Origin of the sequence: Klebsiella michiganensis, assembly GCF_015139575.1 — a bacterium.
Lineage (GTDB): Bacteria > Pseudomonadota > Gammaproteobacteria > Enterobacterales > Enterobacteriaceae > Klebsiella > Klebsiella michiganensis.
Genome location: NZ_AP022547.1, coordinates 2,923,878 through 2,948,708 on the forward strand (window position 1 = coordinate 2,923,878; position 24,831 = coordinate 2,948,708).

The following is a 24,831-nucleotide window of genomic DNA, read 5'->3' on the forward strand; positions in this document are numbered from 1 at the left end:
TCGCGTCAAATGCGCCGCTGACGCCGGCGAACCGGCCGCACGCGTTTGGTTTTCTCCTCCAGGGCTACGCCGGCGAGATAATTGGCCAGCGCGACAGGAGAAGGGTGAGTGAACAGGTCAAGCAGCGTCAGGGCGGCGAATTCGTGACGTTGTAACAAGACGTGCAGCTGTACCAGATTCAGCGACGTGGCGCCCGCCTCAAAAAAGTTCTCTGCGGGTGCGACAGGCTCGCCAACCACCTCGCGAAAGGCGTCGCAAATCAGGCTGACGCTGCTCTCGTCCGCCGCGATCCGCGGCTGAGCGCGCTCAGGGCGCAGCCGGCGGGCGCGTCGCTCCGTGACCTTAAGCGGGGGAACCAGGTCGGCGAGCGGCAGCTGCCAGCTGCTGTCATCCTCCGCCATTCGGTTAAGCAACGCGCAATACTGTGCAAACTGGCGCTCCACCTGCCCGTCAGGAAACAGGGCGGCGACAAAATCCCAGTTAAAGCGCAGTTCCCCTTCGGATTCATAAACCTGGTGATCGAGCCAGACCTGCGGCGTCTGGGATATACCCCACACCGGTTTGAGCAGATTGCGCCGGGCAAGGAAGTTATCCTGCTCAAAGCCCAGCGCGCTGGTAAAGACGACGGGCATTGGGACAGCCGGTACGTTTTGCCGCCGCGCCAGTTGCCGCATCACGCGTATTGCCGACACATCGCGGTGGTTGAGGCTCTCGCTTAGTCGCTGCTGTAATAACCGCGCGCTTTGCAGCCAGCTCTCGCCGGGATGCCAGCTCAGCAGCATCAGCGAAGTAAAGTCGCCCAGGATCTGGTTGATTTGCGGGTGCAGCGGTCGTCTGTCGAAAAGCGTAAGGTTAAGCGTGAAATCGGGCTGTGCGCTCCATGCAGTAAGAACCGTTGACCACACGGATAACAGTACGGCCGACGGGGTGAGATGAGCGTCAGCCGCCCGCTGTTTCAGGCGACGCCAGCGCGCGCTGTCCATTGCCCCATTGAGCCGTGCGAAGCGCGGCGTCTCAACGTCCTGAGGCAAGCAGCGTAGCGGTAACGCAGGTGCCGGAGGAATATCATCAAGCTGCGTTTGCCACCATGCCAGAGAGTCGGGATTGGGCGTCCGCAGCGCGGGTTGCTGCAGATAATCCCTGAAGGTAACGGGAAGCGGCGGCGGCAGCTGCTGCGGATAGCGATAGCCGTGTTCCAGCTCTGACAACAGGATCTGCATGCTCAACCCGTCAAGCAACAGGTTATCCAGACACAGCCACAGGCGGGCGGGCATCCCGTCGACGAACCCGACCTGGAGATCGAATACCGGCCAGACTTCAGGGTTGAGAACCTGATGCGCCAGTCTGTCGCGTACCTGCAGCGCCTCTTCGGGGCTGTGCAGGATGTGCGCGGGTATCACCCACGGGGGAGTCTGTTCGAGAACCCGCTGTTGTCCATCCCGCACTACGGCGCGCAGCATATCGTGGCGGGCGATTAACCGGTTCCAGACCTTCTCCAGCCGGTGAATATCCAGATCGGCAATTTCAAATTCAACAAAGAAGTGTGAACCTACGCCGCCAAGGGCAAAGCCCGGCTGACGCCCGACCAGGTAAGCCTGCTGCACATCAGTCAGCGCGAAAGGCCGGTAGCGTTCTTCAGGGGAGTGGACAAAGGGTTGTTCAACAGGGAGGTCGGTTTTACGCAGCGTGGCGGCAAAATCAGCCAGCCGGGGGTGATTAAACAGGTCGCTTAGTCGTGCTTCATAACCCGCCTGGTGGAGCTGTCCGATCAGCCTGGTGGCTAGCAGGCTATCACCGCCATGCTGGAAGAAGTCGGTTTCTCTGCTGACGGCGCCCATTGACAAGAGCGGCTGCCAGATGACGGCAACCTGCTTCTCAATATCGCCCAGGGGTAAATCCGCTTCAGTCCGGTTTTCAGCTTCCGGGGTATGACAGCGCTTTAGCGTCTGATAGTCAATTTTGCCGTTCGCCGTCAGCGGTAAGGCGTCAATTAAGAAGATCCGTTTCGGTACCATCCACCCCGGCAGACGTTCGGCGAGAGCGGACTGCAGCTGACGAGGATCGCGGCGTACCTGGCTAACGGGGCATTGTACGAGGAAGCGCTGCAATCCCTCGACTTCATCGCCGTGCTGGCAGTTGAAAGCGGCGGCGGTAAATATCGCCCCCCAGTCAGCGCTATTGTGAAGTAAGGCTTCGGGCTGACCATCGGTTAACAGAAGCGTGCTGAGCAGGGCGGAGGGCGTTAACTGACGAAACTCCAACACATAGAGCAGCGCGCCTGGAACGGCCAGCTGCTGTAATGCCGCGAGGAGCCCGGGCTCTTCCGGCAGCAGACGATGCAGGGCGTTATTCAGCCAGATAATGTCCGCCGAATGAGCATGCGCCGCCAGCGTGTCTGCACTCCAGAGGGCCAGACGGGCGTCAGACCACGGTGCAAGCCGCTGTCGGGCGCTCAGCAGCAGCTCCTGGCTGTGCTCAAGCCCGACATACTCAATCTCGTCAGCGCTGAGCCGGGTTAGCAGGCACTCTGCGGCGCGGGCGGTGCGGACACCCACCTCTAGCAGGCGTACCGGGCGCTGTAAACGCCGGGAAAGCTGTTGACAGATTGTCGCCAGTTCCTCGATATACAGGGCGCTGGCCGGATGGTCGAAAGCCAGACTTTCCGGCGACCACCGCGCATCGTTCAGTAATGACAGTTCGTGGCGAGCGCCGCGAAGGATCTGCGTTAAGGTGAGGTCATGCCCGCTGAAAGAAGGAGGGTCATTCTCCGGCGCTTCCCCCGCACAAACCTGATAACCCTCAGCGGCGGGCTGCAGCCGCTGTTGGGTCACGAGAAAGGCTAACCAGCGTTCCACCACGGCCCGCCAGCGAGGCTGGATAGCGAGAGCATTCATCAGGGGAAGAGGATCGGCGCCAGGAGTTTGACCCGGTTTCAGTTTTAACAGGCGATGCTGAAGAAAATCAGCGACCTGGCCGGCGGAGATTTCTGGGGGGCAGACACAGCAGGGCAGCGTTCCGGCAAGCCCGCGCCACTCCTGGGGCAGCGCCAGGTCCCGATGATGGGTAACGCAGAAAGCCGAACCCTGAGGCACAACCCAGGCCGCCAGGGTCTTTTCTTTTTCGCCGATCGCCACAACGGTTGACTGTTTCACTCCCGCCAGCTGGCTGAGCGCGCTTTCGATTTCACCCAGCTCGATGCGATATCCCCCGACTTTGACCTGCTTATCGCGACGACCGAGGAACTCTAACGTACCGTCTGGCCAGTAGCACCCGAGATCGCCGGTGCGATACCAGCGCGCGTTCGATTGCGTTACAAACTGCTGCTCGCTGCGTACAGGATCGTTAAAGTAGCCTTCCGCGACCCCGATACCGCCAATCCACAATTCGCCCGGTATCCAGTCCGGGCAGTCCCGGCCCAGCTCATCCACCACCCGGTAACGTTGGTTGGCCAGCGGAAAGCCATAAGGGATGGCGCGCCAGTGGTCAGGGACCCGGTTAATTTCACAGGCGTTAGACCAGATAGACGCCTCGGTGGCGCCGCCCATGGCGATAAACTGTCCCTGGGGGCGGAAGGCGTGATAGCGGGCAGGGAGATCAAGGCCGATCCAGTCGCCGGAAAGCATGACCGCCCGCAGTTTCTCCGGCGCGGCGTCGGCGAAACCTTCACACCAGGTCAACAGCATATCGAACAGCGCCGGGACGCTGTTCCAGAGCGTAACCTGATGACGCTGGATCAATTCGCACCATGCGCGGGGATCGCGCCGTTGATTTTCCATAACGATAACCAGCGCGCCGCCGGCGCTCAGAACGCCAAAAATGTCGTAAACCGATAAATCAAAATGCAGTGCGGAGAGGGCCAGCACTCTGTCTCCGGGACCCACCTGGTAACGGGTATTGATATCGCAGCAGGTATTCAGCGCTGCACGGTGAGAAATGACCACGCCTTTCGGCGTGCCGGTCGACCCGGAGGTATAGATAATGTAGGCCGGCTGCGTCGGCGCGCACGCCGCCTGGTCGGCTAGCGGCTCCGCCTCGATGGCCTGCTGCCAGGTCAGGTGGGAAATATCGTCTGACCAGGCGCTGGCGTCGTGCTGGCAGGTGAGCACCAGCCGGACGTTGGCGTCGGCGTAGATTTTCCCGCGCCGCGCGGCGGGCTGGTCGAGCGAAACCGGAACGTACACCGCCCCGGACAGCAGAACGGCGAGGACCGCAACCAGCTGTCCCGCGCCTTTCGACATTGTAATAGCGACATTGTCGCCGGGCTGAACCCCACACGCGATTAACCTGCCAGCGCAGCGGCGCGCATTCTCGGTCAGCTCACGATAATTCCACTGATAATGTGCGTCCGTTACCGCCAGCGCCTGCGGTTGCCGGAGGGCGATGCGGAAAATACCTTCATGCAGCAAGCCCTGAGGAACGGGAGCGTCGGTTGCGTTAACCCGTTGACGTATCTCCCGCTGGCTTTGGGGCATCCTGTCCGCGAACGACTTCTTCCAGGCGCTTTCATCATCGCAGAGTTGGTTAATCAGCTGGCAGTAGGCGTTGAACAACGTCTCGACCAGCGCCGGTGGGAACAACGCGTCATTGCTATCCCATTGTAGCCAGACCTCGCCCCGATGCTCGAACGCCAGATGATCTATCCAGACCTGCGGCGTCTGCGAGATGCCCCATTCCGGTTCGCCCAGCGGCGACTCGGCGCGGCTGCTGTACAGGGAGCGCCCCAGATTGCTGGTAAATACCACCGGGGCGCCGTGGGGATGGCTTTGCTGGCGTTTGAGTTCACGAAGGAGCTCGACGCCGGACCAGTGGCGATGATCCCAGTCCTCAGTAAACGTGAGCTGGTTTTTACGCGCCAGGTTGCTGACGGTATCGCCATCGCAGGCGGTATCCAGCAGAAGAATATTGGTGAAGTCGGCAAGCATTTCGTCAACCGCCGGGTGCAGCGGCTGGCGGTCAAATAACGTGATATTGAGCAGCAGCCGCGTCAGGCCGCCCCAGCGCCCCAGAACGGCAGCAAAACAGGTCGCCAGCGCCATTGTCGGCGTCACGCCATTCTCACCGGCCCGTTGGCTAAAGGCGTTCCAGCGTGTTGTCGGGACAATCATGCGGCGTCGGGTATTACGGACTTCACGCAGCGTGGCGGGTTCGCAGGCTAGCGGTAAAACCGGCGCGGGTGGCAGCATCGATGCTTTCGCCAGCCAGTACGCGCGCGCTTTGTCGAGCAGCGGCTGATTGATCTTCTGCTGATGCAGCAGATAAGCGCGGAAATCATAGCGGGGGTCGCCGGGCGGCAGCGACTCTCCGGCCAGCAGGGCGTTAAGTTCATCGAAAAACAGCGTAAAGCTGGAAGCATCCATAATCAGCAGGTCGATATTGACATGGAGGCGGTGGCGATTGTCCGGCAAGAGCGTCAACTGGAAATCAAAGGTTTCGCCCATTTCCACGCGTAAAAGACGGTGGCTCAGGCGCTGGCGCAATGTTTCCAGATAGGCCTGGCGGCTTGCCTCGTCGGTCCGGCGTAAATCATGAACGGTGACGCCGTTCCAGTATGGCTGCGGTAGCCAGACCTGCTGCCCGTCGGCGCGAAAGGCGATATGCAGCATCGGGTGGCGTTGCAGTAAGATCGTGATGGCCTGCTCCAGCTTTGGCGCCGTCAGATCATGGCCGGCAAACTCCTGATACAGATGGCAACCGACGCCGCCCAGCGTCTGTCCGGGCATTCGGCCCGTCAGATAGGCATGCTGTACCGGCGTCAGCGGGAAGGGGGTACCCTCGCTCATGACTGGCCACGCCGCGTCCGCCGGGGAGCTTGCATCATCCGGTTTTTCACCCGAACGGCTGCGCATCAGCTGGCGCCATGCTGCCAACGTGGGGGCGGCATACAGCTCGCGAAGGGTGAGGCGGTAGCCCTTTTTACGAAACCAGTGTAACCACCTCATTAATCTTATGGAGTCCAGGCCCGCCTGGATCAGATTGCTCTCTTCCTGTAACTGCTGCGGCGCTACATTCAGTTCCTGTATTAACAGTTCGCGTAATTGTTGATAATCGGCCGCTTCGCCGTTGTCCGATAACAGCGGATCCTGAGAGGGGGCGCCAGAAATCATTCTTCCTCCTGATGGCACGTCATACCAAAAGCATTGCTTATATGAGAATAATTATTATTAACAATTGAGCGCTACCCGAATCGGGTTTATTTGTGCCCGTTTCGGTTTACGGTCGGCAAAAAACAAGGCCCGGATGGCGAATCCGGGCCTTGTTAACGGAGGAGTTTCTGGGGTAAGCCCTGGTTAGATCAGACGTTTGAAGGTCGACGGGGTGACGCCAAACTGCTTCTGAAATGCGGCGGAGAAATGGCTGGCGTTGGCATAGCCTAGATCCGCCGCCACCGTCATAACGGAAGTATTGCCATTGGCCAGCCGTCTTCTTGCCTCCTGCATGCGTTCAGCCTGAAAAAGACCATAGACGCTGTTGTTGAACAGAACGCGAAATCCCCGCTTAATTTTAAGCACGCTTAAACCGGACTCTCTGGCGAGTTCGGTGACCCCCGGCGCCTGCGTCAAATCGGCCAGCAGCAGATCCTTTGCCCGCAGCAGTTTCTGGCGTTCCATCGGATTGAAGTGGCAGGAGGAACAGCTGGCGTCCTCGCGATGTTCATCCAGCACCAGGCTGAGCATCACCAGACTTTGTCCCTGTAGCCATAACGTCGACGGTTTTTGTTCATGACTGAAGCCGCCGTGCATCCGCATCAGCGCGTGACGCAGGGCCTGAGCCGTTAGGTGGGTTTCAGCATTACAACGCTGCTGCTGGCAACAGCAGTGGGAGTCGATCTTATTTTTAATGACCGAGCTAATATCCGGCACCCACAGCGCGAGGGCTTCAGGGCTGAAAGAGAGCGTAATGCTCTCGAACCGGCCGCAGTAGGAGGCGCTGCCGCGGCAGTCTGGCGTATGGGTAATGTAATGACGATCGCGCGCGAGTTCCCAGTCGGTGTGGCGGCTGAGCCCCTGGATCGCAAAGCGCGATGTGCCTTCCAGAATGCAAGAGAAGTTAATCCTGCCCAGGTCGTCGTGCAGCTGCAACGTCTCGGGCTGAGCAAAGTGGCCCCGCCAGAGCAAAATATCCATACCTTCCTGCAAAGAGCAGCGCAGCAGCTCACACTGGGCAGGAATAGCGCCATCGTTCGCGGGTTTTCCAACCACTAGCTGGTGAATAGAGATTGCAGATTGCGTTTGTGGTGACTCCGTCATGACCGGGTTATCTCCCTGTGGCTTAGACCAATGCGGGTATAAATAGAACCGAATGGGGTAGATGAGTAATTGATAATGGTTATTATTCACATTAATTCCCGGAACGCCACCTTGAAATAGTGTTTTTGGCGTCCATAAAAATTCATCAGGAAAATCAGCCACTCCCATGTCATCTCACTCATCCAACACTGAATCGCTGTCCCGATTTCCTCTTTGGCAGGTGATTACCCCGGTTCGCCGGAAGGTGCTCCTGGCTATGGCGCTGGCGGGGCTGGCGGCCTTCACCAGCCTGGGGGCGCTGCTTTTTCTGGCATGGTGCCTGCGCGATCTGCGCGGGGCGCCTGACATCATCCCCGTCTGGCCGCTGAGCGGCGTAGTCGGCTGCGTGATAGCGACCTTTATCCTGCGCCTGCAGGCGTTCAATACCTCTCATTATGCGGCTTTCCATCTGGAGAATATTCTGCGCAGCAGATTAGCCCGCAAGACCCTACAGCTTGCGCCGGGCGCGTTACAGCAAATGGGCAGCGGATCGGTGGCGAAAGTAATGCTGGATGATGTGAAGTCGTTACATATTTTTGTTGCTGACAGCACGCCGCTCTATGCCCGCGCCATAATCATGCCGCTGGCGACTGTTGTTCTCGTATTCTGGCTGGACTGGCGACTCGCCATCGCGACGCTGGGGGTACTGGCGTTTGGTTCGGTGGTGCTGGTACTCGCCCGTCAGCGCTCGGAAAACATGGCTCAGCGCTATCATCAGGCGCGTGAACGGGTCAGCGCCGCGGTGATTGAGTTCGTACAGGCCATGCCGGTGGTGAGGACCTTTGATAGCGGCAGTACCAGCTTTTTGCGCTATCAACATGCCCTCGAAGAGTGGGTCGATGTGCTCAAAAGCTGGTATCGGCAGGCCGGATTTTCAGCGCGCTTTTCATTCTCAATTCTGAACCCGCTGCCGACCATATTCGTTCTTATATGGTGCGGATACGGCCTGCTGCACGCTGGCAGTCTCGATTTTATCGCCTGGGTAGCCGTTTTACTGATAGCCAGCGGAATGGCCGAAGCGGTAATGCCGATGATGATGCTTAATAACCTGGTCGCGCAAACGCGTTTAAGCGTTCAGCGTATCTATCAGGTTCTCGCGATGCCGGAACTCTCGCGCCCGCGAGCCGATCGACAGCCGGAAGAGGCGAGTATCACCTTTGAGCAGGTAAGCTTTCATTATCCGCAAGCGCGGACTGGCGCCGCGTTGCAGGAGGTGAGCTTTCACGTGCCTGTCGGGCAAATTGTGGCGCTGGTAGGGCCAAGCGGCGCCGGGAAAAGCACCGTGGCGCGGCTGCTACTGCGTTACGCCGATCCCGACAAAGGCCATATTCGTATTGGCGGCGTGGATCTGCGCGATATGCGGATAGAGACCCTGATGAAGCAAATCTCGTTTGTGTTTCAGGACAACTTTCTTTTTGCCGACACGATCGCCAATAACATCCGTCTGGGCGCGCCGGATACGCCGCTGAAATCGGTGATAGCGGCGGCCAGAGTGGCGCAGGCGCATGAGTTTATAAGCGCGTTGCCGGAGGGTTACAGCACGCGGGTCGGGGAACGAGGGGTATTTCTCTCCGGCGGGCAGCGGCAGCGCATCACCATCGCCCGGGCGCTTTTGCAGGATCGTCCCATTCTGGTGCTTGATGAAGCGACGGCGTTTGCCGATCCGGAAGGTGAAGCGGCGCTTATCAAAGCCCTCGCGGCGGCCATGCGCGGCCGGACGGTCATCATGGTCGCGCATCGTCTCTCCATGGTGACTCAGGCCGATGTGATATTGCTGTTTTCCGACGGTCAGCTCCGGGAAAGCGGGAGCCACGGGCAGCTGTTGGCGCAGGGTGGCCTGTATCAACGGCTATGGCAACGCTATCAGCAGGCGCAGCAGTGGGCGCCGGGTGGAACGCAGGAAGAGGCGGTGCAAAATGAAAGACACTAACCCGGTGGATAATCTGGCCTGGCGCGCGATCTGGCGCCAGCTTATCTCCAGCGTGGGCAGTCAGGCGGGAACGCTGCGGCGCAGTCTGGTTGCTCTGCTGCTGGCGGCATTGATGCAGGGGATCGCCTTCGCCTGTCTCTATCCGATCGTTGATGCGCTGCTACGGAATGAAGCATCGCGGCTTCTTCACTGGGCTTTGGCCTTCAGCATTGCGGCGTTGGTGACGCTGGCGCTCCGCTGGTATGGGCTGGGCTTTGAATACCGCGGGCATCTGGCGCAGGCCACCCATGAGCTGCGCATGCGCCTGGGCGAACAATTACGCCGCGTGCCGCTGGAGAGGCTCCAGCGCGGCAGAGCGGGCGAAACGAACGCCTTGTTGCTGGGCTCCGTGGATGAAAACCTCAATTATGTGATTGCGATAGCCAATATTTTACTGCTGACCATCGTCACGCCGCTGACGGCGTCGCTGGCGACATTGTGGATCGACTGGCGGCTGGGGCTGGTGATGCTGCTGATCTTCCCTTTGCTGGCGCCGTTTTATTACTGGCGCCGCCCGGCGATGCGGCGACAAATGCAGACCCTGGGCGAAGCGCACCAGCGGCTGAGCGGGGATATTGTTGAATTTGCGCAGGGGATGATGGTATTGCGTGCCTGCGGTAGCGATGCCGATAAAAGCCGGGCGCTGCGGGATCATTTTAATGCTCTGGAAAACTTACAGACCCGCACTCACCGCCAGAGCGCGGGCGCGACGATGCTGATCGCCGGCGTTGTGGAGCTGGGACTACAGGTGGTGGTGTTGTGCGGAATTATCTGGGTGGTCACGGGCACATTGAACCTCGCCTTTCTGATTGCCGCCGCCGCGATGATTATGCGTTTTGCTGAACCGATGGCCATGTTTATCAGCTACACCTCGGTGGTGGAACTGATTGCCAGCGCCTTAAAGCGTATTGAGCAATTTATGGCGATCGCGCCGCTTCCCGTTGCCGAACGCGGGGAGATGCCGGAACGTTACGATATCCGCTTTGACAATATTCATTACCGCTATGACGACAGCGGCGATCCCGCGCTCAATGACCTCTCTTTAACCTTTCCGGCGGCCAGTATGAGCGCGCTGGTGGGCGCTTCCGGCGCAGGTAAAACCACGGTCAGCAAACTGTTAATGCGCTATGCCGATCCGCAGCAAGGGCGGATTTCTATCGGCGGCGTCGATATTCGTCGCCTGACGGCGGAGCAGCTCAACAGCCTGATTTCCGTCGTTTTCCAGGATGTCTGGCTGTTTGATGACACATTGCTGGCGAACATCCTGATTGCGCGCCCGCAGGCGACCCAGCAGGAAGTGGAAGAGGCCGCCCGCGCGGCGCAGTGTCTTGAATTCATTACCCGCCTTCCTCAAGGCTGGCTGACGCCAATGGGCGAGATGGGCGGACAGCTATCGGGCGGCGAGCGCCAGCGGATTTCCATTGCCAGAGCCTTATTGAAAGATGCGCCGATCGTCATTCTTGATGAGCCGACCGCCGCGCTGGATATCGATAGCGAGCTGGCGGTACAGAAAGCTATCGATAACCTGGTTCACAACCGGACGGTGATTATTATCGCCCATCGCCTGTCTACCATCGTCGGGGCCGGAAACATCCTGGTGATGGAGGAGGGCAAAGTGGTTGAACAGGGCACCCATGCGCAGCTGCTCTCTCTTCATGGGCGTTACCAGGCGCTGTGGCACGCGCAAATGGCCGCCCGCGCCTGGCGCGCCGAAGGGAGTTCCACGTCAGAGCAGGTGGCGCATGAGTGACGTTCCGTCGAATGTGAAATCGCTGACGTTAACCACCGGGCGGGTGATTTTCGCCATTGCCGGCATCTATGTGACACAGAGTCTGGTATCAGCGCTCTCGATGCAGTCCTTGCCCGCGCTGGTGCGCGCTGCTGGCGGATCGCTTGCGCTTGCCGGGGCGACAACCCTGTTCATGCTGCCCTGGGCGCTGAAGTTTATTTGGGCGCCGTGGGTCGAGCGCTGGCGGCTACCTCCTGGTAGCCCGCAGCGCCGTTCCCGCATGCTGATCCTGCGCGGGCAGGCTGCGCTCGCGGCGATCCTGGCGATTGCCGCCGCGATTGGCGGGACAGGGCGAGAAGGCGGATTGCCCGAAACGCTAGTCGTCGCGCTATTTGCGCTGTTTATGGTGGCGGGTACAGTCGCCTCCACTATTGATATCGCCAGCGACGGTTTTTGCGTCGATCAGCTGACCCGCGCAGGGTACGGTTGGGGAAACAGCGTGCAGGTCGGTGGCAGCTATCTGGGAATGATGTGCGGCGGCGGGGTGTTTCTGATGCTGTCGGCGACCGTCGGCTGGCCTGCGGCCATGCTGATGATGGCGGCGCTGATCCTGGTCTTATCCGTCCCCCTGTGGCGCATTGCCGAACCAACGCGCGCAGCATCTGTTCCGCATGTTCCGGCATTGGGTTATGCGCTTAGAAGGCGACAGGCTCGTCTGGGCTTAATGCTGGTATTGATGCTGAATTCCGGCATGCGGTTTGTGCTGCCTCTTCTGGCACCGCTGCTGTTGGATCATGGTCTGAGCATGTCAGCGCTCGGCGCGCTGTTCAGCGGCGGTAATATTGCGGCGGGCATAGCCGGAACGCTGGCGGGTGGATTGCTGATGAAATGCCTCTCACCCGGCAGAGCGCTGTTTGCGGCTTATGGCGTGCAGGGCATCGCGCTGCTGGCGGTAGTGATGACGCTGCTGATAGCGCCGGGTCCTCTACTGCTGCCGATTCTCCAGGGGTTGATCGTTGTTCAATCTGTTTCGCTGGCCTGCGCGTTGGTCTGTCTTTACGCCACGCTGATGGCGCTTTCTTCGCCTTTGCAGGCCGGTGTCGATTTTACGCTCTTTCAATGTACTGACGCCGCCATCGCCATTCTGGCCGGCGTAGTCGGCGGCGTTGTCGCGCAGCGCTTTGGCTATGCGGCCTGTTTCCTGTTTGCCGGCGTATTCACGTTGCTGGCGGCGTGGATTGTTTCTATCCGACTGCGTTCGGCAAAAGAACTGATGACAAGCTCAATTGATTGATCCGGGAATAACACAGAGAGGTAAGGGATGAAAATCAGTGAATTTTTACACCTGGCGTTACCAGAGGAGCAATGGCTACCGATGATTTCTGGCGTCTTACGTCAGTTCGGAGATGAAGAGTGCTATGTCTATGAGCGCCAACCTTGCTGGTACATAGGTAAAGGATGCCAGGCGCAACTGCAGATTAATGCCGACGGCACCCAGGCGACATTCATTGATGATGCCGGAGAACAAAAGTGGGCGGTAGATTCGATTACCGACTGCGCGCGTCGTTTTATGACGCATCCGCGGGTGAGAGGATGCCGGGTATATGGCCAGGTTGGGTTCAACTTTGCAGCCCATGCGCGGGGAATGGCCTTTGATGCCGGCGAGTGGCCGCTGCTAACGTTAACCGCTCCCCGTGAAGAACTTATTTTTGAGAAGGGAAATGTTACCGTTTACGCGGACTCCGCCGACGGATGCCGCCGTCTGTGCGAGTGGGTAAAAGAGGTCGATACGGCGACACCATGCGGGCCAATGGCTGTGGATACCGCCCTGGACGGTGAAGCGTATAAACAGCAGGTTGCGCGCGCCGTTTCGGCGATCCGCCGCGGCGATTACGTTAAAGTCATCGTCTCACGAGCGATTCCTCTGCCAGCGCGAATTGATATGCCCGCTACGCTGCTATATGGACGACAGGCCAACACGCCCACCCGTACGTTTATGTTTCGCCAGCAAGGACGCGAGGCGCTGGGTTTTAGTCCGGAACTGGTGATGTCGGTGACGGGAAAGAAAGTGGTCACTGAACCGCTGGCGGGCACCCGCGATCGCATGGGCGATACGGCGCATAATCAGGCAAATGAGAGGGAGCTGCTGCACGACGGTAAAGAGGTGCTTGAGCATATCCTCTCGGTCAAAGAAGCCATTGCCGAACTGGAGGCGGTTTGCCAGCCCGGCAGCGTGGTGGTCGAGGATTTGATGTCGGTTCGCCAGCGCGGCAGCGTCCAGCATCTGGGGTCTGGCGTCAGCGGCCAGCTCGCGGAAGATAAGGATGCCTGGGATGCGTTTACCGTGCTGTTTCCGTCAATTACCGCGTCAGGTATCCCTAAAAAGGCAGCCCTCAACGCGATCATGCAAATTGAAAAAACGCCGCGGGAGCTCTATTCAGGCGCAATCCTGCTGCTGGAAGATACGCGCTTCGATGCGGCGTTAGTACTGCGTTCCGTGTTTCAGGATAGCCAGCGCTGCTGGATACAGGCGGGGGCGGGTATCATCGCGCAATCTACGCCGGAGCGCGAACTGACGGAAACCCGTGAGAAATTAGCGAGCATTGCGCCCTATTTAAAGGTGCCCGCGTGACGGTTATCGACCCAGTTTAAGGTTAAAAGTGCCAGCAGGCTGGCACTCTCTTTTGCCGGGTTCAGGCGCTTATTGTGCGTCGGCCAGCGCCAGCTCGGCTTCTTGCTGCTGCGTGTTCTTACGCTGTTGCTCAAGCTCCAGCGCGCCGCGATGAGAGAGGTAGCAGAACAGAATGCAGCAGACGATCCCGCCCATCAGCAGATAGAACCCGCCGTGCCAGCCCATTTTATCCACCATCACGCCAAACAGGCTGGTGCCTAACGATGCGCCAAAGATGTAGCTCATAAATCCGCGCAGTCCCACGGCGGAGCCGACGGCAAAGCTGGGAACAATTTCCATGGTCTGCACGGAGGCCAGAAACTGCGGCACGTAAATCAGGCAGCCCACGATCGCCGCGAACACCGTCACCATCAGCAGGGATTCGCTTTTCCAGTAGCCGATCAGGCAGACAAAAATCAGCGCCATACAGATCATGGCAAGCGGCATGCGCCGTCCTTTGAACAGCTTGTCGGAGAGCCAGCCCGCCAGCAGGGTCGACGGAATCGCCGCCCATTCAAAGAACAGGAACGCGACGCTCATCTGCTCTTTGGAAAAATGTTTCACCGTCAGCAGATAGATAGGCAGCCAGCTGATCATGCCGAAACGCACCATATAGACAAACACGTCCACAAGGGAGACGTACCAGGCGTTTTTGTTGCGCAGAACGTAGGTGCAGAAGATCTGGAATGCGCTCATATTCTCCGGCGCTTTTACCGCGTGTTTAGCGTTAAGCACGACCTTTTCTTCCGGCATCATCTCTTCCAGCGCAGGCAGGCCTTCCTCGCGCGGCGAACCTTTACCCAGCGCCAGTACGCTGATGGCGAACACCACCGCCACGCAGGCCGGGACAATGTAGCTGGCGCTCTGCCAGTGCTCGGTACCGAGAATCGCAAACGCGGCGCCGACGATCGGGGCGACAATCCCGCCGCCGACGTTATGGGATATGTTCCAGAAAGCCCCCACGCGACCGCGCTCCCGGCGAGGGAACCAGTTAGCGATGGTGATAAAAGAGGGGCCGACGCCCATCCCCTGAAACAGACCGTTCAGAACGACCAGCGCAGCGAAGATCCAGAATGCGGTGCTGAACCCCAACCCGACGTTGACGATCGCGCACAGCACCAGGCCGCAGGCCATAAAGACTTTCGGGCTGGCTTTATCCGCCAGGCTGCTCATAACGCCTTTGCTGATCCCGTACGCAATGAGCATACAGCTGCTGAGCAAACCGATCTGGGTGGCGCTCAGATCTAACTGCTCTTTCAGATAAGGCGTGGATAAGGTGAAATTGTTGCGCACAATATAGTACGCCAGATAACCCAAAAATACGCTTAGCAGCGCCTGCATGCGGTAGCGGCCATAAGTTGCCTGAATTTTCTCAGCCGGCACTTTATTTGCCGACGGCCCTTTTTTTAATATTGATAACATGTCGTCACCTGTATTTTATATTGATATGAACATCAGGAGTATTCGGCATGAAGAGTGAAATAAGTGGTCAGAAAACTCAAATCGTCGAAATGGGTCAAAACTGACTCAAATTAATGAATTCAGGGGTTATTTTTAACGCATTGAGCATCAATGAAATAGCGAACAATTAATTTCCCGCTAATTTTATGTCAGGCGTGTGCGGATATTAACAAATTCCACATTCATTATCTGGTAATGTTTGCTGATATTCCCGGCGGCCAGCGCGGCTATTTCGAGGCTAGCGGTGATTAATCCGCTAGAAGTCATAAACGGGTAAGTTTTGTCTCAACGCTCTTTTTTCGGTATTTCAATATTTATGAACGGGATCACAAACATGTTTCTGCGGTGGAGTCGGGCGCCCGGCAAAACGCTTGCGTTGCTGCTGCTGGCCGCCGGATTCAGCTCCTGTGCGGCGCAGGGGAACGAACTGGTGATGGCGACAACATTTTCCCCCAGCGCCACCGCGTGGATTATCGCACGCTGGCAAACGGAGCCGGGGTCGGTGATGATTCGCACCCTCAACCGCACCAGCGCCTCGCTGGAACAGCTGCTTGATACGGCAAATGCGGAGAACGTTGATCTGGTCCTGACCTCATCACCGATGCTGCTGCAGCATCTTCAGGAGCATCAAAAGCTGGCGCCGTTCAGCGGCGCGCCGGCGGCCAGTCAACGCCTGGTGCCGGAATCCATCCGCGCCACCTCCGTTGCCGTGGCGATGTCGGGGTTTGGCTTGCTGATTAACCGCTCGGCGCTGACGACGCGGCATCTGCCTGCGCCAGCGGACTGGGACGATCTCACCGATCCCCGATATCAGGGGGCGCTGCTGATGAGCAGCCCGTCGCGCTCGGACACTAATCATCTGATGGTGGAGTCGCTGCTGCAACAAAAAGGCTGGCTTAAGGGATGGCAAACGCTGCTGGCAAGCGCGGGAAATCTGGTGACGATTTCATCCCGCAGCTTTGGCGTGGCGGATAAGATCAAAAGCGGGCTGGGCGTAGCCGGTCCGGTGATTGATAACTACGCCAATCTGTTGCTGAACGATCCGCACCTTGCCTTTATCTATTTTCCGCAGTCGGCGGTGTCGCCTACCTACGTTGCGGTGCTCAAAAATAGCCAGCACGCCAGCGAGGCGCGGCGGTTTATTCGCTATCTGCTGAGCCCGGAAGGCCAGCGGATCCTCGCCGACGCGAATACCGGGAAATACCCGGTGACGCCGCTGACGGCAGGCAATCCACGGGCGGCGCAGCAGGCGGTGCTGATGAATCAACCGCCGCTGAACTATCGCCTGATCCTTAAGCGTCAGCGCCTGGTTCAGCGGATGTTTGATACGGCGATCAGCTTTCGTCTCGCCCAGCTGAAAGATGCCTGGCGAGCGCTGCACAGCGCGGAGGCTCGCCTTAAGCGTCCGCTGCCCGAGATACGCGCGCTGCTAACCGGCGTCCCGGTCGATCCGGCAAGCGGCGAGGATGAGGCCTGGCTGGCTAAGTTCGATAATAAGAGCTTTGCGGAGCAGCAAATGATGGAGTGGCAGCTCTGGTTTCTCAACAACCAGCGGCAGGCGATCAATAAACTGGAAGAGCTGAAATGATGGCCCGTTCCATACTGCAACGTCTGCGGCAAATCAGTATCAGCAGCAGCCTGCGCGGGGCCTTTCTGATGGGCGCGCTGCTGACGCTGATTGTCAGCAGCGTCAGCCTCTATTCATGGCATGAGCAAAGCTCGCAGATACGCTATTCGCTGGACGAGTATTTTCCCCGCATCCACTCTGCTTTTCTGATTGAAGGCAATCTCAATCTGGTGGTCGATCAGCTGAATGAATTTCTGCTGGCGCCGAATACAACGGTGCGTCTGCAGCTGCGTAACCAGATTATTCAGCATCTGGATAAAATCGAGCGGCTGAGCCAGGGCTTGTCACCCGCGGAACGCCAGCAGCTGGCGGTGATTTTACAGGACAGCCGCGCGCTGCTCTCGGAGCTGGATCGCGTGCTCTACAACATGTTTCTGGTACGCGAAAAGGTGGGGGAGCTCTCGGCGCGTATCGACTGGCTGCACGATGATTTTACCACTGAGCTGAATTCACTGGTGCAGGACTTTACCTGGCAGCAGGGAACGCTGCTCGATCAGATAGAAGCCCGCCAGGGCGACGCGGCGCAGTACCTGAAGCGTTCCAGAGAAGTCCAGAACGAACAGCAGCAGGTCTATACGCTGGCCCGCATTGAGAATCAAATCGTTGACGACCTGCGCGACAGGCTTAATGAACTGAAATCCGGAAATGATGACGGCATGCTGGTGGAGACGCATATCCGCTATCTCGAAAACCTGAAGAAAACGTCGGATGAAAATATTCGCGCGCTAGACGACTGGCCGAGCACGATCACGCTGCGACAAACGATTGATGAGCTGCTGGAAATCGGCATGGTGAAAAATAAGATGCCGGATACCATGCGCGACTACGTGACGGCGCAAAAAGCGTTAGTGGACGCCAGTCGCGCCAGAGAAGCCACGCTGGGGCGTTTCAGGACGCTGCTTGAAGCCCAGCTTGGCAGCAGTCATCAGCAAATGCAGATGTTTAATCAGCGTATGGGACAGATTGTCCGCGTGAGCGGCGGGTTGATTCTGGTGGCGACGCTGCTGGCGCTGCTGCTGGCGTGGGTGCTGAATCATTATTTCATCCGATCGCGGCTGGTGAAGCGCTTTACCGCGCTGAACCAGGCGGTGGTGCAGATTGGTTTAGGCCGGACGGATGCCACCATTCCGGTTTATGGCCGGGATGAGCTGGGGCGTATTGCCGGTTTGCTTCGCCATACGCTGGGTCAGCTTAACGCGCAAAAACAGCAGCTTGAACAGGAGATTGGCGAGCGAAAAACGATTGAGGCCGATCTTCGCGCCACCCAGGACGAGCTGATCCAGACCGCTAAACTGGCGGTGGTGGGGCAGACGATGACCACCCTGGCGCATGAGATCAACCAGCCGCTGAACGCGCTATCGATGTATCTGTTTACGGCAGGACGGGCGATTGAGCAGGGACAGACGGCGCAGGCGCGGGCGACGTTAAGTAAAGCGGAAGGGTTGATTAACCGCATTGACGCGATTATCCGCTCGCTGCGTCAATTTACCCGCCGCGCTGAACTGGAAACGCCGCTGCATCCGGTTGATTTGCGTCAGACGTTTACGGTGGCGTGGGAACTGCTGGCGATGCGCCATAAGCCGCAGCAGGGGACGCTGGAGATACCGGATGAAACCGTCTGGATCCGCGGCGATGAAGTGCGGGTTCATCAGGTGCTGGTCAACGTACTGTCGAATGCGCTCGACGCCTGTCCGACCGCGGCGAAAATAACGGTGAGCTGGCAAATCCACGGCGATACCCTGTGCGTGTTGATTGCCGATAACGGTCCCGGCTGGCCTGCGGCCTTGCTACCGTCACTGCTGAAGCCGTTCACTACCAGCAAAGATGTGGGGCTGGGGATTGGGCTGTCGATTTCTGTTTCGCTGATGACGCAAATGGAAGGGACGCTGCGCCTGGCGTCGACGTTAACGCGCAATGCCTGCGTGGTGCTGCAATTTAATTTAACGGATGTAAATGATGTTGAGTAATGAGTGTTCGATTCTGCTGATTGATGATGATCGCGACGTGCTGGATGCCTATACGCAGCTGCTTGAGCAAGCGGGTTATCACGTCCACGCCTGCGATAACCCCTTTGATGCGCGGGCGTGGGTGCAGAAGGACTGGCCCGGCATTGTGCTGAGCGATGTCTGCATGCCCGGCTGCTCCGGCATCGATTTGATGACGCTGTTTCATCAGGATGACGAGCAACTGCCGATTCTGCTTATCACCGGGCATGGCGACGTACCGATGGCGGTGGATGCGGTGAAAAAGGGGGCCTGGGATTTTCTGCAAAAGCCGGTCGATCCGGGTAAGCTGCTCTCGCTGGTGGACGCCGCGTTGCGCCAGCGGCAAGCGGTGATCGCGCGTCGCCAGTACGGCCAGCAAAAATTACGGGTTGAGCTGATCGGGCGCAGCGAATGGACGGAACAGTATCGCCAGCGTTTACAGCAGCTGGCAGAGACGGATATTGCGGTCTGGCTTTACGGCGAAGCGGGAACCGGGCGTATGACCGGCGCACGTTACCTGCACCAGCTGGGGCGTAACGCCGAAGGCCCTTTTGTCTACTGCGAACTGACTGCGGCCAACGCCCATAAGCTGAATGACGCGATCGCGCAGGCGCAGGGCGGAACGCTGGTATTAAGCCACCCGGAGCACCTGACTCATGAGCAACAACATCAGCTGGTACAGGCGCAGAGCCATGAGAAGCGGCCTTTTCGCCTGATTGGTATCGGCAGCGCGTCGCTAGTGGCGCTGGCGGGTAGTAGCCAGATCGTGGCGGAGCTCTATTACTGCTTCGCGATGACGCAAATTGCCTGCCTGCCGCTGTCAAGGCGGCCTGATGATATCGAGCCGCTGTTCCACCACTATTTGCAAAAAACCTGTCAGCGGCTGAATCATCCCGTCCCGGAGGTGGATAGCCATCTGTTAAAAGGGATGATACGTCGGGCGTGGCCGAACAACGTCCGCGAACTGGCGAACGCTGCCGAACTGTATGCGGTGGGGGTATTACCGCTCGCGGATACGGTGAATCCGCTGATGCATGTCGGCGAGCCGACGCCGCTCGATCGACGGGTTGAGGACGTAGAGCGGCAGATCATCACCGAAGCGCTGAATCTCCATCAGGGGCGCATTAATGAAGTGGCGGAGTATCTGCTTATTCCGCGTAAAAAACTCTATCTCAGAATGAAGAAATATGGCCTGAGTAAAGAGCACTACAAGGGCTTTTAGCGAAAATTGAGGGGGAGGGTGTCTATTTCCTTGCCCCTGATTTTTTGCGTTTTATTAATCGTATGACAAATAGTGGTTGTTATCTCTGCACGTGAATTATATAAATATCCAGCACGTTAAGTACACCCATACAAATAATAACGTATTAAAAATGATACTTTAAAAAATAATAAGATTTCAGTACTAATTTTGATGCGTTAAAAGGTGCCACTATAAATCAGGTTATGTGATCGCTGTTAGTGAATCAGCATAGTTGCATTTTATAAAATAGCCAAACAAACACAGCGTTTTTATTACCTGAATCAGAGTCAAATTAATTTGACCCTACTCTATATTACTGAGGCCATATTATGGAAACCGTTCAAAATACCCTCGTTGCTCGCGAGAGCAGCGGCTGGAGAAAAAGTGATACCGTGTGGATGCTGGGCCTGTACGGTACCGCAATTGGTGCAGGGGTGCTTTTCCTGCCAATTAACGCCGGGGTCGGCGGTTTAATTCCGTTAATCATCATGGCCATTCTTGCCTTCCCGATGACCTTTTTTGCCCACCGCGGTTTAACCCGTTTTGTCCTGTCGGGCAAAAATCCGGGAGAAGATATTACCGAAGTGGTGGAAGAACATTTCGGCACCGGTGCAGGTAAGCTTATCACGCTGCTTTATTTCTTCGCTATTTATCCGATTCTGCTGGTTTATAGCGTTGCTATTACCAACACCGTCGACAGCTTTATTACTCACCAGCTTGGTCTGGTGTCTCCGCCGCGCGCTATTTTGTCGCTGATTTTAATTGTCGGCATGATGGGGATTGTCCGTTTTGGCGAAAAAATGATTGTTAAGGCCATGAGCGTGCTGGTGTTTCCGTTCGTGTTCGCGTTGATGATATTGGCGCTGTATTTGATCCCGCAATGGAACGGCGCGGTACTGGATACGCTGTCGCTGAGCAGCGCTTCGGCAACGGGAAATGGTCTGTGGATGACCCTGTGGCTGGCCATCCCGGTCATGGTCTTCTCCTTCAACCATTCGCCGATTATCTCCTCATTTGCGGTGGCTAAACGTGAAGAATATGGCCAGGACGCCGAGCGCAAATGCTCCCGTATTCTGGGCTTCGCCCACATCATGATGGTGCTGACGGTGATGTTCTTTGTGTTCAGCTGCGTACTGAGCCTCTCCCCGGAAAACCTGGCGGAAGCGAAAGCGCAGAACATCTCCATCCTCTCATATCTGGCGAACCACTTTAACGCGCCGGTGATAGCCTGGATGGCGCCGATCATCGCGATGATTGCGATTACTAAATCCTTCCTCGGCCACTACCTCGGCGCGCGTGAAGGCTTCAACGGCATGGTGATTAAGTCACTGCGCGGAAAAGGGAAATCGATCGAAATCAACAAACTGAACAAGATCACCGCGCTGTTCATGCTGGTGACCACCTGGATTGTTGCCACCCTGAACCCCAGCATCCTGGGGATGATTGAAACGCTGGGCGGCCCGGTCATCGCGATGATTCTGTTCCTGATGCCAATGTATGCCATCAACAAAGTACCGGCCATGCGCAAGTACAGCGGCCACATCAGCAACGCGTTTGTGGTGGTAATGGGACTGATTGCCATCTCCGCTATTTTCTTCTCTCTGTTCAGCTAAGTTTTCAGCGCCGCCTGTCACCGGCGGCGCATCCGTTTTGCTATGTAACCGCGTGGGTGCCATATGATTAGCGTTTTCGATATTTTCAAAATCAGCATCGGGCCGTCCAGCTCACATACCGTTGGGCCGATGAAAGCGGGAAAACAGTTTGTTGATACCCTGCAGGAAAAAGGCCTGCTGCATAAAGTGACTCGGCTGGTGGTGGATGTGTATGGTTCCCTCTCATTGACGGGTAAAGGTCACCATACCGATATCGCCATTATTCTTGGTCTGTCAGGGTATCTACCGGATACCGTTGATATCGACGCCATTCCGGGCATTATTCGCGATGTCAACACCATGCATCGTCTGTTTATTGAAGAAGGCCAGCGCGAGATACAGTTCCCGGTGGCGGAATGCATGCGCTTTCACAATGAGTTTCTGCCGCTGCACGAAAACGGGATGAGCATTACGGCGTTTTGCGATGGCAAAATCGTCCACTTCCAGACTTACTATTCCATCGGCGGCGGTTTTATCGTCACGGAGGAAAACTTTGGTAAGAACCTGGAGGCGGAGGTTGATATTCCGTTCCCGTTCTATTCTGCCCGCAACCTGCTGGCGCACTGCCAGAACAACTGCCTGTCGATTTCCGCCGTGATGATGAAAAACGAGACCGCCCGCCACGGCCGGGAGAACGTTGAGCAAAATATGGCGAAAATCTGGGAGACCATGAGAAACGCCATTAACCGGGGGATGAATACGGAAGGTATTTTACCGGGGCCGCTGAAAGTGCCGCGCCGTGCTTCTGCGCTGCACCGCGTGCTGGCGCCGCAGAGCCAGTCGATTACGCCACTGAGCGCGATGGATTGGGTCAATATGTTCGCCATGGCGGTGGGGGAAGAGAACGCGTCGGGCGGGCGAGTGGTAACCGCGCCGACCAACGGCGCCTGCGGCATTGTCCCGGCGGTACTGGCCTATTACGATCGTTTTATCAAAGAGGTGACGCCGGAAATCTATATGCGCTATTTCCTGACGGCGGGCGCAATAGGCATTCTGTACAAGATGAATGCCTCCATTTCCGGGGCAGAGGTCGGTTGCCAGGGCGAAGTGGGCGTGGCCTGCTCGATGGCGTCTGCCGGACTGGCCGAGCTGCTGGGTGGCAGTCCGGAGAAGGTGTGCATCGCCGCGGAGATCGGCATGGAGCATAACCTCGGCCTGACCTGCGATCCGGTGGCCGGCCAGGTGCAGGTGCCGTGCATCGAGCGTAACGCGATTGCGGCAGTGAAGGCGATAAACTCGGCCAGTATGGCGATGTACCGTACCAGCGATCCAAAAGTCTCCCTGGATAAAGTTATCGAAACGATGTTTGAGACGGGCAAAGATATGAACGCCAAGTACCGTGAAACCGCCCGGGGCGGTCTGGCGATTAAAGTCGCGGTGTGTGAATCCTGAGTCCCCTAAAAACCGCCTGCCTGAGCCGCAGGCGGTTTTCTCTTCCCTGATCTTTAAAATCATCTGAAGCCTGTTAGCTTTTTTTCTCTCCGTCGGACGGCGTAAAAGACCACACCACGCTGTTAGAAGCCGATGAGGTGTACCATTCGTTAATCGTGGCATCAGCCTCGTTGGTCTGGGCAGCGGCGGGCAATTTCTCTTTTGGCTGATGCGTTTTTTTCCGAATACGGATACGGGAAGGGGGTCCGGCATTGAGCTGCGCCTTAAATGTACGCATGTGCGAGTCAAATAAAATCGACTCCAGCTGATGCAGCCGATCGAGACCGCGCAAAATACCAATCAGCGTACTGAGGGTAACGGATTCGCCTAATTCAACGCGTTTAATGGTTGCCGCGCCGACCTGAGCGCGTTCGGCCAGCTCAATCTGTGACAGGCCCAGCTGTATACGCGTTTCTTTAATTCTTCGGCACAGTTCAGAAATAATTTCACTGTCGGGCATGGTACTGAAACGCATCTTAATTCCTCTACTGCGTAATAAAACCTGACTAATTATTTAGCAAGCCAATTTATAAATAAAGCGAATAATTTCTCTTTTGCGATAGCGGCGACAATGTTTTTTGCCAATGCCATCAAAGAGTTGGGTATAGGGTCGTTCCTGCAAATCCCGCGGTTTCAGGCGCCGAATAAAGAGGCTTCGGATCATTCGCCTGGGGCGATACTCCGTGGCGCAGGGATGAGCCTCCGTCTCTGCCATAATGCAATTACGGCGAATTATGGTTATATATATCCCTTTCTGCGGCCCGGTTTCGCCGCAGCCACTCTTACGGATGATAACGATACGCCATGAATCTTCGTGAAAATATTGTGAGCCAATTCAGCCTGCTGTCGCCAGAACTCCAGCGCGCGGCGGAATTTTCTCTGCAAAATGCCAACCAACTGGTGGTGCAATCAATGCGCGCCTTCGCCGCGGAAGCCGGCGTTAAGCCTGCCACGCTGCTACGCCTGGCGCAGCGTCTGGGCTATAACGGTTGGCGGGAGCTGAAAAGCGCATTTATCGACGATCTCGGCTTAGGAAATGATACATATGTATCTAAGGCTGAAAAATTGATCGCCAAAGGAACGCAGCCCGCGCTGTACGAAGAGGTGTTCCTCGCGCATCAGGCCAATCTGGCATTCACTCAGGCAGAGAATCAACACGCTATGCAGCAAGCGGTTACGTTGCTGGATGAAGCGAAGCAGGTCTATATTTGCGGCTTCCGCGCCAGCTTTCCTATCGCCTGGTCGTTGTTTTATGTCTATCGATTGTTCAATCGTCAGGTATCGCTGATTGACGGGCTGGCCAGTAATATCGAAGTCTTCACCCGTGAGATCAACGCGGAAGACTGCCTGCTATTGACCAGCTTTTCTCCCTATTCCCGCGAATCTCTCGACGTTCTCAATGCTGCCAGGCAGGCCGGGGCACGGATTATCGCCATCACCGACTCTCCGGTTTCGCCGCTGGCGCAAGCGGCGGACTGCACGTTGCTTTTCTCCCTCAGCAGCCCCTCTTTTTTCCCTTCGATAGTGTCCGGTATGGGCGTCGCCGAGTGTTTGCTGGCGATGCTGGTTGCCCGCCACGGTAGGGAGGCGGTGAATAAAATTGAGAGCGCAGAACGTTATCTGCAACGCTCCGGGGCGTATGTGATGCCCGATAAGTCCTGATAAATGATTCATTTGCTTTTATCATAAGAAAATTAAATACATTTGAATCATTATTGAATTGACGAGATTCAAATGGATCCTGCAAGATGCTTTCAACTTACGCGAAAGCGATTTC

14 protein-coding genes are annotated in these 24,831 nt (G+C 57.1%); 10 read left to right on the top strand and 4 right to left on the bottom strand.

Annotation, left to right across the window (positions count from 1 at the left end):
• Positions 1-5: 5 nt before the first annotated feature.
• Positions 6-6,104, bottom strand: coding sequence for a non-ribosomal peptide synthetase (locus JLG71_RS13810; protein WP_200914290.1), 6,099 nt, complete (start codon positions 6,102-6,104; stop codon positions 6-8).
• Between the two features lie 183 nt (positions 6,105-6,287).
• Positions 6,288-7,247, bottom strand: coding sequence for a yersiniabactin transcriptional regulator YbtA (gene ybtA, locus JLG71_RS13815; RefSeq protein ID WP_025106339.1), 960 nt, complete (start codon positions 7,245-7,247; stop codon positions 6,288-6,290).
• Between the two features lie 256 nt (positions 7,248-7,503).
• Here ybtA and ybtP point away from each other — a divergent pair, with 256 nt between their 5' ends.
• The 4 genes from ybtP to ybtS are packed head-to-tail and all read left to right on the top strand — an operon-like array spanning position 7,504 to position 13,616.
• The gene (gene ybtP / locus JLG71_RS13820) at positions 7,504-9,216 is read left to right on the top strand and encodes a yersiniabactin ABC transporter ATP-binding/permease protein YbtP (RefSeq protein WP_200914311.1); all 1,713 of its coding nucleotides are present in this window, start codon (positions 7,504-7,506) and stop codon (positions 9,214-9,216) included.
• The gene (ybtQ, locus tag JLG71_RS13825; RefSeq protein ID WP_200914291.1) at positions 9,203-11,005 is read left to right on the top strand and encodes a yersiniabactin ABC transporter ATP-binding/permease protein YbtQ; all 1,803 of its coding nucleotides are present in this window, start codon (positions 9,203-9,205) and stop codon (positions 11,003-11,005) included. The genes ybtP and ybtQ overlap by 14 nt, the downstream gene beginning before the upstream one ends.
• Positions 10,998-12,278: an MFS transporter gene (gene ybtX / locus JLG71_RS13830; RefSeq protein ID WP_200914292.1), complete on the top strand. Its 1,281-nt coding sequence runs from the start codon at positions 10,998-11,000 to the stop codon at positions 12,276-12,278. The genes ybtQ and ybtX overlap by 8 nt, the downstream gene beginning before the upstream one ends.
• A 27-nt stretch (positions 12,279-12,305) precedes the next feature.
• Entirely contained in the window at positions 12,306-13,616 is a 1,311-nt protein-coding gene (gene ybtS, locus JLG71_RS13835; RefSeq protein WP_064357438.1) for a yersiniabactin biosynthesis salicylate synthase Irp9/YbtS, read from the top strand.
• Between the two features lie 69 nt (positions 13,617-13,685).
• On the opposite strand, the gene pgtP is transcribed toward ybtS, so the two are convergent.
• On the bottom strand, positions 13,686-15,077 hold the full coding sequence (gene pgtP, locus JLG71_RS13840; protein WP_009652152.1) for a phosphoglycerate transporter PgtP: 1,392 nt from the start codon (positions 15,075-15,077) through the stop codon (positions 13,686-13,688).
• Between the two features lie 373 nt (positions 15,078-15,450).
• Between pgtP and pgtC the strand changes: the two genes are divergently transcribed.
• From pgtC to JLG71_RS13865, 5 genes are all read left to right on the top strand, one after another.
• Positions 15,451-16,704, top strand: a complete 1,254-nt coding sequence (gene pgtC / locus JLG71_RS13845) for a phosphoglycerate transport regulator PgtC (protein WP_200914293.1) — start codon at positions 15,451-15,453, stop codon at positions 16,702-16,704.
• Between the two features lie 11 nt (positions 16,705-16,715).
• Positions 16,716-18,710 (top strand): two-component system sensor histidine kinase PgtB, encoded by a 1,995-nt coding sequence (pgtB, locus tag JLG71_RS13850; RefSeq protein WP_163520716.1) that lies wholly within the window; start codon positions 16,716-16,718, stop codon positions 18,708-18,710.
• Positions 18,700-19,950, top strand: coding sequence for a two-component system response regulator PgtA (pgtA, locus tag JLG71_RS13855; RefSeq protein ID WP_200914312.1), 1,251 nt, complete (start codon positions 18,700-18,702; stop codon positions 19,948-19,950). Before pgtB ends, pgtA begins: the two co-directional genes overlap by 11 nt.
• A 350-nt stretch (positions 19,951-20,300) precedes the next feature.
• Entirely contained in the window at positions 20,301-21,584 is a 1,284-nt protein-coding gene (locus tag JLG71_RS13860) for an HAAAP family serine/threonine permease (protein ID WP_014229376.1), read from the top strand.
• Positions 21,585-21,647: 63 nt separating this feature from the next.
• A complete protein-coding gene (locus JLG71_RS13865; RefSeq protein WP_049079826.1) occupies positions 21,648-23,015 on the top strand; it encodes an L-serine ammonia-lyase in 1,368 nt (455 codons plus the stop codon).
• 73 nt (positions 23,016-23,088) lie between these two features.
• On the opposite strand, the gene JLG71_RS13870 is transcribed toward JLG71_RS13865, so the two are convergent.
• Positions 23,089-23,529 carry a helix-turn-helix domain-containing protein gene (locus JLG71_RS13870; protein ID WP_009652280.1) on the bottom strand — a complete coding sequence of 147 codons (441 nt, stop codon included), beginning with the start codon at positions 23,527-23,529 and terminating at the stop codon, positions 23,089-23,091.
• 329 nt (positions 23,530-23,858) lie between these two features.
• On the opposite strand from JLG71_RS13870, the gene JLG71_RS13875 reads away from it, so the two are divergent.
• Positions 23,859-24,716, top strand: a complete 858-nt coding sequence (locus tag JLG71_RS13875) for a MurR/RpiR family transcriptional regulator (RefSeq protein ID WP_025106346.1) — start codon at positions 23,859-23,861, stop codon at positions 24,714-24,716.
• Positions 24,717-24,831 lie beyond the last annotated feature (115 nt).

Excerpts from the sequence above, each read along its gene's own strand:
- JLG71_RS13810 (WP_200914290.1), bottom strand. The coding sequence starts at position 6,104 with ATGATTTCTGGCGCCCCCTCTCAGGATCCGCTGTTATCGGACAACGGC.
- ybtA (WP_025106339.1), bottom strand. The coding sequence starts at position 7,247 with ATGACGGAGTCACCACAAACGCAATCTGCAATCTCTATTCACCAGCTA.
- ybtP (WP_200914311.1), top strand. The coding sequence starts at position 7,504 with ATGGCGCTGGCGGGGCTGGCGGCCTTCACCAGCCTGGGGGCGCTGCTT.
- ybtQ (WP_200914291.1), top strand. The coding sequence starts at position 9,203 with ATGAAAGACACTAACCCGGTGGATAATCTGGCCTGGCGCGCGATCTGG.
- ybtX (WP_200914292.1), top strand. The coding sequence starts at position 10,998 with ATGAGTGACGTTCCGTCGAATGTGAAATCGCTGACGTTAACCACCGGG.
- ybtS (WP_064357438.1), top strand. The coding sequence starts at position 12,306 with ATGAAAATCAGTGAATTTTTACACCTGGCGTTACCAGAGGAGCAATGG.
- pgtP (WP_009652152.1), bottom strand. The coding sequence starts at position 15,077 with ATGTTATCAATATTAAAAAAAGGGCCGTCGGCAAATAAAGTGCCGGCT.
- pgtC (WP_200914293.1), top strand. The coding sequence starts at position 15,451 with ATGTTTCTGCGGTGGAGTCGGGCGCCCGGCAAAACGCTTGCGTTGCTG.
- pgtA (WP_200914312.1), top strand. The coding sequence starts at position 18,700 with ATGTTGAGTAATGAGTGTTCGATTCTGCTGATTGATGATGATCGCGAC.
- JLG71_RS13860 (WP_014229376.1), top strand. The coding sequence starts at position 20,301 with ATGGAAACCGTTCAAAATACCCTCGTTGCTCGCGAGAGCAGCGGCTGG.
- JLG71_RS13865 (WP_049079826.1), top strand. The coding sequence starts at position 21,648 with ATGATTAGCGTTTTCGATATTTTCAAAATCAGCATCGGGCCGTCCAGC.
- JLG71_RS13870 (WP_009652280.1), bottom strand. The coding sequence starts at position 23,529 with ATGCGTTTCAGTACCATGCCCGACAGTGAAATTATTTCTGAACTGTGC.
- JLG71_RS13875 (WP_025106346.1), top strand. The coding sequence starts at position 23,859 with ATGAATCTTCGTGAAAATATTGTGAGCCAATTCAGCCTGCTGTCGCCA.